At 62.4% G+C, this 11,670-nt stretch carries 14 protein-coding genes and 1 riboswitch; of the genes, 3 read left to right on the top strand and 11 right to left on the bottom strand.

The genetic code is table 11. The features are described from left to right. Positions 1-109: 109 nt before the first annotated feature. From HU218_RS01065 to HU218_RS01055, 3 genes are all read right to left on the bottom strand, one after another. Entirely contained in the window at positions 110-631 is a 522-nt protein-coding gene (locus tag HU218_RS01065) for a DMT family transporter (RefSeq protein ID WP_246210686.1), read from the bottom strand. Positions 632-915: 284 nt separating this feature from the next. Next, on the bottom strand, positions 916-1,281 hold the full coding sequence (locus HU218_RS01060; protein ID WP_174873059.1) for a SpoIIAA family protein: 366 nt from the start codon (positions 1,279-1,281) through the stop codon (positions 916-918). 27 nt (positions 1,282-1,308) lie between these two features. Beyond that, a complete protein-coding gene (locus HU218_RS01055) occupies positions 1,309-1,470 on the bottom strand; it encodes a hypothetical protein (RefSeq protein ID WP_174872967.1) in 162 nt (53 codons plus the stop codon). 183 nt (positions 1,471-1,653) lie between these two features. Between HU218_RS01055 and HU218_RS01050 the strand changes: the two genes are divergently transcribed. After that, positions 1,654-2,292, top strand: coding sequence for a YitT family protein (locus HU218_RS01050; protein ID WP_174873058.1), 639 nt, complete (start codon positions 1,654-1,656; stop codon positions 2,290-2,292). 77 nt (positions 2,293-2,369) lie between these two features. Then, complete coding sequence (locus HU218_RS01045; RefSeq protein ID WP_246210685.1) at positions 2,370-2,570, top strand: type 2 periplasmic-binding domain-containing protein; 201 nt, start codon at positions 2,370-2,372, stop codon at positions 2,568-2,570. A 217-nt stretch (positions 2,571-2,787) separates the two neighbouring features. On the opposite strand, the gene HU218_RS01040 is transcribed toward HU218_RS01045, so the two are convergent. From HU218_RS01040 to thiC, 8 genes are all read right to left on the bottom strand, one after another. Beyond that, entirely contained in the window at positions 2,788-3,231 is a 444-nt protein-coding gene (locus HU218_RS01040; RefSeq protein WP_174873057.1) for a hypothetical protein, read from the bottom strand. A 264-nt stretch (positions 3,232-3,495) separates the two neighbouring features. Then, a complete protein-coding gene (locus HU218_RS01035; protein ID WP_174873056.1) occupies positions 3,496-4,386 on the bottom strand; it encodes a type 2 periplasmic-binding domain-containing protein in 891 nt (296 codons plus the stop codon). Positions 4,387-4,580: 194 nt separating this feature from the next. After that, on the bottom strand, positions 4,581-4,973 hold the full coding sequence (locus HU218_RS01030) for a DUF3224 domain-containing protein (protein ID WP_174873055.1): 393 nt from the start codon (positions 4,971-4,973) through the stop codon (positions 4,581-4,583). A gap of 34 nt (positions 4,974-5,007) precedes the next feature. After that, the gene (locus HU218_RS01025) at positions 5,008-5,427 is read right to left on the bottom strand and encodes a DUF4019 domain-containing protein (RefSeq protein ID WP_174873054.1); all 420 of its coding nucleotides are present in this window, start codon (positions 5,425-5,427) and stop codon (positions 5,008-5,010) included. 252 nt (positions 5,428-5,679) lie between these two features. After that, a complete protein-coding gene (locus HU218_RS01020; protein WP_174873053.1) occupies positions 5,680-7,668 on the bottom strand; it encodes a peptidase U32 family protein in 1,989 nt (662 codons plus the stop codon). A gap of 121 nt (positions 7,669-7,789) precedes the next feature. Continuing rightward, a complete protein-coding gene (locus HU218_RS01015) occupies positions 7,790-8,104 on the bottom strand; it encodes a hypothetical protein (protein ID WP_174873052.1) in 315 nt (104 codons plus the stop codon). A gap of 187 nt (positions 8,105-8,291) precedes the next feature. Next, positions 8,292-8,522: a DUF2789 domain-containing protein gene (locus HU218_RS01010; protein ID WP_174873051.1), complete on the bottom strand. Its 231-nt coding sequence runs from the start codon at positions 8,520-8,522 to the stop codon at positions 8,292-8,294. A 192-nt stretch (positions 8,523-8,714) separates the two neighbouring features. Further along, positions 8,715-10,619 carry a phosphomethylpyrimidine synthase ThiC gene (gene thiC, locus HU218_RS01005; RefSeq protein WP_174873050.1) on the bottom strand — a complete coding sequence of 635 codons (1,905 nt, stop codon included), beginning with the start codon at positions 10,617-10,619 and terminating at the stop codon, positions 8,715-8,717. A gap of 103 nt (positions 10,620-10,722) precedes the next feature. Further along, a riboswitch (TPP riboswitch) is annotated at positions 10,723-10,863 on the bottom strand. Between the two features lie 146 nt (positions 10,864-11,009). Between thiC and HU218_RS01000 the strand changes: the two genes are divergently transcribed. Further along, positions 11,010-11,669, top strand: coding sequence for a protein-L-isoaspartate O-methyltransferase family protein (locus tag HU218_RS01000; protein ID WP_174873049.1), 660 nt, complete (start codon positions 11,010-11,012; stop codon positions 11,667-11,669). Position 11,670 lies beyond the last annotated feature (1 nt).

The raw sequence follows: 11,670 nt of genomic DNA, 5'->3' as shown, positions 1-11,670 counted from the left end.
GCGGCCAAGCTGTGTGTTGAGGGGCAGTGGTGTGCGACGCAACAAGCCAGCGCCGGCTCGCAGGCAGCGGCGCGCGTTCCACGTGAAACGCGCGCCACCGCGATGGGCCTCAGCCTTTGCCGAGCTTGTCGCCGAGGTTGACCAGCAGCACGCCGGCGATCACCAGCGCCGCGCCCAGCAGGCGCCAGCTGTTGATCTCTTTCAGCGGCATGCCCAGCCAGCCGTAACGGTCGAACAGCAGCGAGGCGCACACCTGGCCGGCGATGATCAGCGACAGCATCACCGCCACGCCGAGGCGCGGTGCCAGCAAAGTGGTGCCGAACACGAACAGCGCACCCAGCGCGCCGCCGGTCAGCATCCACCACTCGGCCTTGGGTAAGGCGGCCAACCCTAGCCAGCGCTGGCCGGTGAGCAGCGCGGCAAGCACCAGCGTCACCGAGCCGACCAGGAACGACACCAGCGCCGCCAGGATCGGACTGCCGCCGATCAGCAGTTTGAGCTGGTTGTTGATGGCCGCCTGCAGCGGAATCACGATGCCGATGATGAAGGCCAGCGGGAGGTAAAGCGAGTTCAGGGGGCAATCCGGTCGGGTGGGGGCGGCGATGATCCCGCCAATACCGGCAGCATGCAAGCAACGCTCTGTTCCGCGAGTTTGGTCCTGGCTGCCGGGCTGGCCGTGCCAATAGTCCAGGCTCGCCGTGTCGTCGACGCCCTGTCCCAGCTGCGCACGCCACACTCGCCCAGCTGTTGATAACTTACGCCGAAGCGGCTGTCCTGTTGATAACTGTTCCACGGCATGCTGTCGGCGGCGAACGGCTCGCCGGTGCCGGCGGCATGGCGGCTGGTTTACTGCGGCATGCAGTCGAGATCGGGCGCGGCAGTAAAGTCCAGCTGCGGATGCTGCGTACTGGCGGCTCAGATATCCTGGTGCAGCCAGGCCCAGGCTTCCGGCACCTCGGCCAGCGGAAAGCCGCGCACCTCGGCGCGGCTGAACAGCCGTAACAGCCGCACCATCCACGGCATGGAGCGCAGCTCTCCCACCAGCACGATGCGCTCCAGATCAGCGTAGTGCCGGGTGCCGAATTTCAGGTCATCCCAGGCGGCATGCAGGTCCCAGCCGTGAAAGTCTTCAAACTGGATATACAGCCGCGCCAGGCGCTGGTGGTGATGCAGCGCCTTGTCCATCAGCTGCTCCAGCAGCCGGTAATCGGCGTCGTGCAGGGTGCCGCTTACCCGCACGGCAACGATCTGCACCGCCGTGCTGGCCAATTGCTCGATCATGATGCTCTCCTTCCGCCCCGGCGGCGCCTACTGGCTGGCATCGATGTGTTGCTGCAGGTTCTGCTGGTAACTGTCTACCGATTGCTGCACCGCCTTGGCCTTGTCCAGGTCCTGGCGTTGCGGCTCCGCGATCTTGCCGCTGGGGCCGCAGGCGGCAAGCAGAAAAACAGCAAGCAACAGCACAGGCATGATCGGCTCCGCAACAAAGGGGGGTGTTTGCGTTGTAGGCAAACATGCGGCCGGAGGGAAGGAATAATCGGCTATAAGCTTGGCCGCAGCGGGCACTGGCAGGCTTCTTGCATGCGATTTTCAGTAGCGCGGCGCCCTTACCCGGCGCGCCGTTTCTGACCATTCGCTCCACGGTATCCACCCATGACTACCGACTCCCCGCGCCTGACAAGCGGACACAATCCGCTGGCACACAGCCGAGCAGAAGACCTGCTCGCCATCCTGATCGGCACCTCCTTCATCGGCTTCGGCATGGCCATGTTCGTGCAGGCCGGCCTGCTCACCGGCGGCACCGCCGGTATCGCCTTCCTGCTGCACTACCAGGGGCTGGCACCATTCGGCTGGCTGTTCTTCCTGATCAACCTGCCGTTCTACTGGCTGGCACTGCGCCACATGGGCGTGGCGTTTACCGTGCGCACCTTTGTCTGCGTGGCGCTGGTGTCGCTGCTGTCGGGCGAATGCCGCCAGCTGTTTCCGTTTGCCGGCCATCTCAACCCCTATTTCACCGGCCTGCTTGGCGGGCTGCTGCTCGGCATGGGGCTGATCGCGCTGTTCCGCCACAAGGCCAGCGTCGGCGGCATCAACATCCTGGCGCTGTACGTGCAGCAACGCTACGGCCTGCGTGCCGGCAAGCTGCAATTCGGCATCGACCTGCTGATCCTGCTGGCATCGCTGCTGCTGTGCAGCCTGCCGCAATTGATCGGCTCGCTGATCGGCGCTGCGGCGATGAGCCTGGTGATCGGCTTTTATCACCGGCCGGATCGCTACATCGCGGCATCGTAAAAAAGGTTGGCCGCAACGCTATGACGGTTAGCGGCCAACTTTTTTAAGCGTGGTAAACGTTGGGCCCGCAAGCTGCTGTGCTGCTGCGCTTGCTGTGGGATGTCACCCCCTACCTGTACAGTGGCAGCTTGCGCCAGTTGCTGCCGGACTGGCACGGCGCGCTGGCCGACATCTGGGCGCTGTACCCGCCGCGGCTGGGCTTGTCTGCCAAGGTGCGCTGTTTCGTCGATTTTCTGGTGGTGTATTTCGACGCCGCCGCCAACTGGCAGCAGGCATGAAAATGGCCCATGCGTGTGCGGGCCGAGAGTGGGGCTGGCGGGTAGCAAGGTTGGCGGCAATGCAGGAAACCTTTGCGGCCAACCTTGCGGAGACGCGGTAAACGTTGGGCTTCGCAGGCTCAGCCCAACCTACCAGTGCTGACTGAGTTTAATGACAGAATCCGCCTGTCTTATGCGGCTTAATTGTGCGAGATCTGGAGGAATGAATTGGTGGCGATCATACTTGCTTAAACTTGTACACAAATGATACCTCGAATGTCCAATCTCCAGAGGGGACCTCTTTGAAGTAATACGGATCGAAGTAAGATCTGGCAAGATCACATCTACCCTTGATATTGAAGGACGCTTCAGTATTTGAGAGGTAGGTAATGGAAATATCCAGTTGGTCAATATAGTGATTCACGTATGGCCCATCACGCATATCGATGGTGTCGTGATAAAGACCCAGCTTAGGGCCAATAAAACTGTAGCGATCAGTCCCCTTGCGGTTTCTCTCGTTAGGCAACATTACTGCTTTGAACGTGTATAGCTTTATCCGCTCTCGACCGTGGAGGTGGATTTCCAGCGCTTGATAATCAAGTTTTACTCCGGGAATCCCGTGTATGGCCTTGCCATTTATGTGGCAAGTAGCGGGCTCCAATTGTGGCGCGGATGATTCCATAAATCGCTACCTTAATGTAGATGGCGGTTCAATTTTATAACTAAAAACAAAGTACCAGTGTAATCTGTCATATTTAATAATGTTGATTTTTTAAAAGATAATGGACCTGAACATAAATGTACAAGGGCAAGCCATTTGGCTTGCCCTTGTCGTTGGTTATATAAAAACACCTGCGGCCAACGTTGGCCGCAGGGCGTGGCAGGCTAGCCGCCATGATGATTAGCCGCCGGCGGGTATCTCAAACGTTGGCGTTTGGCAGGGGTGTCAGCGTCCCAGTTCTACCCATTGCCGGAATTCCGGCGCTACCACGCGCGCCTTGACCAGGGCGGCATAGACGCCATCCGGGGTTTGTTGCCGCAGCTGTGCCAGCAGGGCATTCATGTGGCGAAGCAATTCCGGGCGCTCCCTGCTGAAATAGAACGCGCGCTCGTCGTTGATGCTGACCTTGAAACCGGGAATCCGTACCAGTTTGCCGCCTATTCGCGTGACGACCGCTTCGGTCAGGAAGGAGAAGGTGAAATCTGCGCGGCGATTGGCAATCATCACCGCCAGTTGTTCTCGCCGCGGGACGGTATGCAGCTGTGCCGGATGCACCCGCTGCATGATCGCCAGGTCGCCTGCCCAGCTATCGACGGTGACGCCGGCCAGCTGTTGAAAGGCCGCGGCATCCCGTATGCCCAGAATCTCGGGGCGGTTGGCGGTGGTGAACACGCCCATCTCGAACTCGCCGCGACGAATCAGGGGGGCACTTTTCAGCATGGTCTGTTCTAGTGCCAGTTCGTGTTCAAGGGGAAGCACATCGCCATCAAACAGCGTCTGTCCCAGCACGTCGATATCGCCCTCTACCAGCATGGCCATGCCACGACGGATGTTGGGGAAGCCAACCAGCTGAATCCGGGCCTGCGGATCGACCTGCTGCAGCATGCGTCCGAGCAGCAGGATTTCCAGCATGGTGCGTTGGCCGCCAGCCAGCTCGGGGCTATCCAGCCCTGGCAAGCTGGATGCGGCAAACAGTGCCCGCTGATCGTGGTGGAAGCCGATACCCAGACGCGGCTCCTGAAACGACTGGTCAACGCCAACTCGCCAGATGGCGGCTGCCGCAAGCGTGCTCCACAGCAAGCTGCAGCACAGCAGCAGTGTCCGAAAGCGCGGCATGGCAAGCCTTTCTGCTCATGGCTTCATCACGCTTCAGCATAGTATCGCGGCGATGGTGAGCAAAGCTGCTGGCGGCCGGCAGGGCTTGTTGCGGGGAATAATGCCGGGGCCTTGTACCACGTGCCCATCATCTGCCACCGCGGCCAACAGGCAGGAGCACGCGTACTGGCTGGCGCTGCTGGCCGCAAGGCGGCTCAATCCAGCCGGTAGTCGAAACTGTAGTGATGCAGGCCATCCACGATATTGATATCCATGGAACCGGTCAGCCCGGCCAGCTCGCCGGTGGCCGAGTCCGGCACCACCGTCAGCGTCAGGATTTTCTCGCCCCGCGTCATCACGCCGCTGTGTTGCAGCAGGAAGCTGCCTTGTCGCCCTGCCAGGCTGCCTTGTACCTGCTCGATGGCGACATAGCCGGCGGAACCCGCTGTCGGGGTGATGGCGTTGAGCATTTCGCCGCGGCTGCTGGCGACAAGATCGCCACTGAACTGCTTGTCGAAGGTCATGCGCCCCAGCTGCATGGCGTCTGTGCCCTGGTAAAAAGCCGGCTGGGCGGTGAGTTGGATGTGGAAAGTACCGATTGCCTGCATGCTGCGTTCTCCTGGCGGCCAGATTTGGCCGCAACTAGTTGATGAAGTAGCCACTTACCCGCCATGTGCCATCCGATTCCCGTTGCGGCGTCACCGTTTCAATGGCGTCGGCACGATTGTCGAAGCGGGCGCGGTAGCGGATGACCACGTAGTCGCCGTTCGGTGCCCCCGGCAAGGCATGAGCCGGCACAGCGGAGGCGAGCACGCGTGATTGCAGCTTGCCCAGCGGCGAGCGTGCCTGTTGCAGCGCGCCTAGCCACTGTTGCTGGCTGATGGATGCCTTGAACAGGCCGGCGGCCTGCTGCCAGCTGGCAGCAAAGTCATTGCCGTCAATCAGGGCGAGCCAGGCGCGGGCGGCAGTATCGACCGCCTGTGTGTCGGGCGTGCTGGCGGCGTGGCCGGCATTGGCGCACAGCAAGCCTGCCAGCAAGGCAGAAAGTAGTCGGCGTTGCATGCGGCGGATTCCGGAACGGTTGTGTGTGGACACGTGGATGGCATGGCCGCCACCATAACCGAATCCACTCCGGTATTCCATCCATTTGGCATTTTTGTTGGTGCTGGAATCGCTGCGTCCCGGCGGGCAATCGCGTTGCGACAGCCGCGTCGGCGTCGCCGTGGCGGACATAGAACAAGGGCAAGCCATCCGGCTTGCCCTTGCTGTTAATCCGCAACCATGCGGCCAACCTTGGCCACATCCCCTGCTAGCTCACGACACAGGCCGCTGCTTGAAGAAGGTAATCGGCGCGGTCGCCGGGATGTCGCTCGGAGGCGCCGACTTCAGGATTTGCTTCTTCATCTTGCCCATCACGTGCATTTCGCACGGCCGGCATTCGAACTTCAGGGTGTAGGTTTCGTCGCCGGATTTCAGCACCATCGGGTCGGCGCGCACCTGACCCATCACGCCCTTCACGCCCTTGGCCTGTTTCGGGCACAGGTTGTAGGAGAAGCGCAGGCAGTGCTTGGTGATCATCAGGCTGACTTCGCCCTCTTCCTGATGCGCTTCGTACGCCGGTTCGATCACTTCCACGCCATGCTGGCGGTAGAACTCCCACGCCTGTGCGTTGTAGACGTTGGCGAGGTAGCTCAGGCTCTGCTCGGGGAAGCGCGGTTTCGGTTCGGCCTCGATTTTACGCGGCGGGCGCACCCATGCGGCCAACCGTGCCGCTTCCAGTTGCTCTACCGCGTCGCGGCGCAGGCCGTTGATCACCGAGGCCGGCACGAACCACGGCTGCGCCAGATTCAGCGCCACGTCGTGGGCGAAGAACAGGGTGTTGCCGAGCTTGGCCACCGCTTCGCGCAGGCTGGCTTCGGCGCGGGCGGCGTCCTTGGCCGGCTCCAGCGCGATGCTGGCGCGAGCGACGGCGCTACAGCCATCGGCGTCGGTCAGGGTGAGCGTCAGGCCGTCGGCCGTGTCGGCCAGCGTCGCCCACACCCCGATGCGGCGCTCGGCGGATTTTTTCAGCAGCGCCAGTTCCCAGGCGTGGTCGCGGTTGCGGCTGATGTCGGTGCCCGGCTTGAGGCCAGCCAGCAGTGCCGGGTCGTTCGGGACGCAATGCCACAACAGCTCGCCGCCCGGCACCTTGCCGATCTGCTTCACGGTGTTGAGCTGCATGCCCACCACTTCACGCTTCTTCATGAAGTTGATGCCGTCGCCGTTGCTCATCTGCTCGCTGGTGGCGATTTCCAGCCAGCCATCGCCCACCTGGTGCACGCTACCCAGCTGCACGCCGACGAATTTGGGCGAATCGAAGGCGCCGATGTCCTGCTTGCGGCCGGTGGCGAAGTAGTCGGTGGCGCCGCGGTGGAAGGTTTTGTCCGGGTCGGGCGTGAAGAAGATTTCGCTGCTGCCGCTGGCAGCCGGCGCCAGCTCCGGGCGGCGCTCGAAGATTTCGTCCAGCAGCAGGCGGTAGTGGGCGGTGATGTTCTTCACATAGCTCACGTCCTTGTAGCGGCCCTCGATCTTCAGCGAGCGCACGCCGGCGTCCAGCAAGGCTTCCAGGTTGTTGCTCTGATTGTTGTCCTTCATCGACAGCAGGTGCTTGTCGAACGCCACCACGCCGCCCTTTTCGTCGGTCAGCGTGTACGGCAGGCGACAGGCTTGCGAGCAGTCGCCACGGTTGGCGCTGCGGCCGGTGTCGGCGTGGCTGATGTAGCACTGGCCGGAGAACGCCACGCACAGCGCGCCGTGAATGAAGTATTCGATGGCGGCCGGGTCATTACCCTCGGCCACCACTTGCGAGATTTTGGCGATCTGCGGAATGGTCAGCTCGCGCGCCAGCACGATCTGGCTGAAGCCGGCATCGGACAGGAAGCGCGCCTTTTCCGGGGTGCGGATGTCGCACTGGGTGGAGGCGTGCAGCTGGATCGGCGGCAGGTCCATCTGCAGCATCGCCATGTCCTGCACGATCAGCGCGTCCACGCCGGCGTCGTACAACTGCCAGACCAGCTTGCGCGCGGCTTCCAGCTCGGCGTCGTGCAGGATGGTATTCAGCGTGGTGAAGATGCGCGCGTGATAGCGGTGGGCAAACTGCACCAGCGCGGCGATGTCTTCCACGCTGTTACAGGCGTTGTGGCGCGCACCGAAGCTGGGGCCGCCGATATACACCGCGTCGGCGCCGTGCAGGATGGCCTCGCGGCCGATGTCGGCGGTTTTGGCGGGGGATAGCAGCTCGACCTGGTGCGGCAACAGACTCATGAATACTTCCTGCGGTGGGTGGGGTGAAGGGGCGGAAGTATAGCGGAATCAGTGGCTTAGGTGTAGCTGCCGCGCGGTGCGGCCAACAGCGCTGGCGCGGCAGCGTCGCGGGGGCCGCCAATCAGCCGAGCAGACGGAAAATTTCCCACTTCTGGGTGCCGGACACCACGTGAGGTTCCAGCTGCTTGCTCCAGGCGGCATGGGTTTCCAGCGTGGCCAGCTTGGCCCAGGCGGTTTCCAGCTCGGCCAGCGAGGCGACGACGATTTCGGACTGGATGGTGGATTCTTTGGCGCCGATCGAACCGGTCAGCAGCCGGGTGTTGTCTTCGGTCCAGCCGACCTGCGAGCCGATCTCGCGCAGCCAGCGGTGCATCTGGTCGAGCACCTCCGACTTGTGGCCAAAGCGGGCTTCAATACTCCAGCGGGCAACGAACATGGTGGCATCTCCTGTCACAACAGGGCGTGCCGGTAGCAAAATGGCCGCGGCCAACGGCTGCCGCAGCAAGCGCGGGGGCCGAGGCGGCGACCGTGTGGCGGGGTAGCCGGGCCGGCTGCACGGCAACAGCAGTGCGCGCATGCCCAGGGTGTACCCCAGCATAGACCATCGTTACGGCGACGGCAGGCTAGCCGGACAGCAGGTTGGCCAGCGCGTCCACCGCCTCCGCCCACTCGGCATCCTCGTCCAGTGACTGCTTCAGAAAGGCGGCCTGCGACGGGCTCCAGAACGGCGCCTCCTCGATATTGGTTTCATGCGCCAGCGGGTGGCTGGCAATAAAGGCGCGGATGGCGTGGGCGTCTGCCGGCAGACCCAGCTGCTTGAACAGGCCCTGCAGATCATGGCTGCTGGTATCCATATGGCACTCCTGTTGGCGGTGATGTCCTGTCCAGCATAGACGGTGGCGGCGGCGATGGCAGTGGCAATTGCCGGAAGCTGCGTTGCTTATCAAGGCTGTTGGGCGTGATGGCCGTGCATGATCGAAAAATGCAAAAAGGTTGGCCGCATCACTGCGGCCAACCTTTTTTGTTTCACGTGAAGCAGACGAGGCTTACACCTTGTCGTACAGCTTGCCGCCGCCCTGCACGAACTCGATGGCCTTCACTTCCATGCCTTTGTGCAGCGCGTCTTGTTCGCTGATGCCCTGTTTGGCGGCGAATTCGCGCACGTCCTGGGTGATCTTCATCGAGCAGAAGTGCGGGCCGCACATGGAGCAGAAGTGCGCTACCTTGGCGCTGTCTTTCGGCAGTGTTTCGTCGTGGAAGTCGCGCGCCTTGTCCGGGTCGAGGCCGAGGTTGAACTGGTCTTCCCAGCGGAACTCGAAGCGCGCCTTGGACAGCGCGTTGTCGCGGATTTGCGCGCCGGGGTGACCCTTGGCGAGGTCTGCGGCGTGGGCGGCCAGCTTGTAGGTGATGATGCCTTCTTTCACATCGTTCTTGTTCGGCAGGCCGAGGTGCTCTTTCTGCGTCACGTAGCACAGCATCGCGGTGCCGTACCAGCCGATCTGCGCCGCACCGATGGCCGAAGTGATGTGGTCGTAGCCCGGCGCGATGTCGGTGGTGAGCGGCCCCAGGGTGTAGAACGGCGCTTCGTGGCACCACTCCAGCTCCTTGTCCATGTTCTCCTTGATCAGCTGCATCGGCACGTGGCCGGGGCCTTCGATCATCACCTGCACGTCGTGTTGCCAGGCGATCTGGGTCAGTTCGCCCAGCGTCTTCAGCTCGCCCAGCTGCGCGGCGTCGTTGGCATCCCAGGCCGAACCCGGACGCAGGCCGTCGCCCAGCGAGAAGGCTACGTCGTAGGCCTTCATGATCTCGCAGATTTCCTCAAAGTGCGTGTAGAGGAAATTCTCTTTATGGTGCGCCAGACACCACTTGGCCATGATCGAGCCGCCGCGCGACACGATGCCGGTCATGCGGCCGGCGGTGAGCGGAACGTATTGCAGGCGTACGCCGGCGTGGATGGTGAAGTAATCCACGCCCTGCTCGGCCTGCTCGATCAGCGTGTCCTTGAAGATTTCCCAGGTCAGGTCTTCGGCCTTGCCGTTGACCTTTTCCAGTGCCTGGTAGATCGGCACGGTGCCGATCGGTACCGGCGAGTTGCGCAGAATCCACTCGCGGGTTTCGTGGATGTTCTTGCCGGTGGACAGGTCCATGATGGTGTCGGCGCCCCAGCGGATGCCCCAAGTCATCTTGTCCACTTCTTCGCTGATCGACGACGTTACCGCGCTGTTGCCGATGTTGCCGTTGATTTTTACCAGGAAGTTGCGGCCGATGATCATCGGCTCGGATTCCGGGTGGTTGATGTTGTTGGGGATGATGGCGCGGCCGGCGGCGATTTCCTGGCGCACGAATTCGGCGGTGATTTCTTCCGGCAGGTTGGCGCCGAAGCTGTGGCCGGCGTGCTGGCGGGTCATCAGTTCCAGCAGGCGATTGTTGCCGGTGGCTTTGAGCGACTCGACATACGCCTTGCGGTTCAGGTTTTCGCGGATGGCGACGTATTCCATCTCCGGGGTGATGATGCCCTGCCGTGCGTAGTGCATCTGGCTGACATTGCGGCCAACCTTGGCGCGGCGTGGCTTGCGGGTCAGGTTGAAGCGCAGCTCGGCGAGTTTCGGGTCGGCTTCGCGGGCGCGGCCGTAGTCGCTGGACAGGCCGGCCAGCAGCTCGGTGTCGTCACGCTCGGCAATCCACGCCGCGCGCAGCGCCGGCAGACCGGAGCGGATGTCGATCTGTGCTTGCGGGTCGCTGTACGGGCCGCTGGTGTCGTAGACGTAGATCGGCGGGTTCTGCTCGCCGCCGAACTGGGTCGGGGTGTCGGCCTGGCTGATCTCGCGCATCGGCACGCGGATGTCCGGGCGGCTGCCTTCGACATAGATTTTGCGGGAGTTGGGGAGCGGCTGGATGGCGGCGGAATCCACCACCATTTGTTCGTTGAGTTTGGCAGGCGCGTTCATCGGGCAGGTTCTCCAGTGCGATGAAACGGCGCAAGGAGCGGCCCGGCATGGCCGGCTGCAGGTTGGCCGCAGACCGGTGCGGGAACGCATGACGATGTGCGGTGTCTGGCAGATTACGCTTCCCTACGCCGGTATTATCCGGGTCAGGTTCGAAGGGTGACTCTCACCCGCCAACCTGCCAGTGTCGTTTGCGCACAACGCTGTGGCATCCTCCACGGCAGGGGCAGGACCCCTAGCGATGCTGTGAAGGTAAGTTAATTGTGGGATAATCGCAAGTTAGGTTGCGCCCGCCGCTTGCCTCGGTCGCCTGTGAAAACTGCATGAAATCAAGCATCAGTGCCGTTTTCAGAGTCGTCCTTCCTTTAGTCTTGAATCCCTCGGAGTTTCCGAATGAATTTCGAACAAGCCCGTTTCAACATGGTTGAGCAGCAGATCCGTCCGTGGGATGTGCTCGACACCTCCATTCTCGATTTGCTGTTTCATGTGAAACGCGAAGATTTCGTGCCGGAAGAAAAGCGCACCCTGGCATTTGCCGACGTACAGCTGCCGCTGGAAAACGGCTGCACCATGCTGGAGCCGAAAGTGGAAGCCCGCCTGCTGCAGGACCTGCAGGTGAAATCCACCGACAAGGTACTGGAAGTGGGTACCGGCAGCGGCTACATGACCGCGCTGCTGGCCGCTGTCAGCCAGCACGTGTACAGCGTGGACCTGGATGCCGAGCAGTCGCAGCGTGCGGCGGCCAACCTGAAAACCGCCGGCATCCGCAACGTGACCCTGTCGGTCGGTAACGGTATCGACGGCCTGGCCTCGCAAGCGCCGTTCGATGTGATCTTCGTCGGCGGCTCGGTACCGGTGGTGCCGGAAGCGCTGAAAGCGCAGCTGGCTATCGGCGGCCGTCTGGCGGTCATCGCCGGCGACGCCCCGGTGATGATCGCCAAGGTGATTACCCGCGTGGCGGAAAGCGCCTACCAGGAAAGCGTGAGCTTCGACACCAACATCGCCCGCCTGCAGCAACTGGACGCCATCGAGCCGTCCCGTTTCAGCTTCTGAG

This window comes from Vogesella oryzae, assembly GCF_902829295.1.
In the GTDB taxonomy this organism is placed as follows: domain Bacteria; phylum Pseudomonadota; class Gammaproteobacteria; order Burkholderiales; family Chromobacteriaceae; genus Vogesella; species Vogesella oryzae.
Note: the sequence above shows the minus strand (reverse complement) of the source record. Positions and strands in the feature narration are given on the sequence as shown.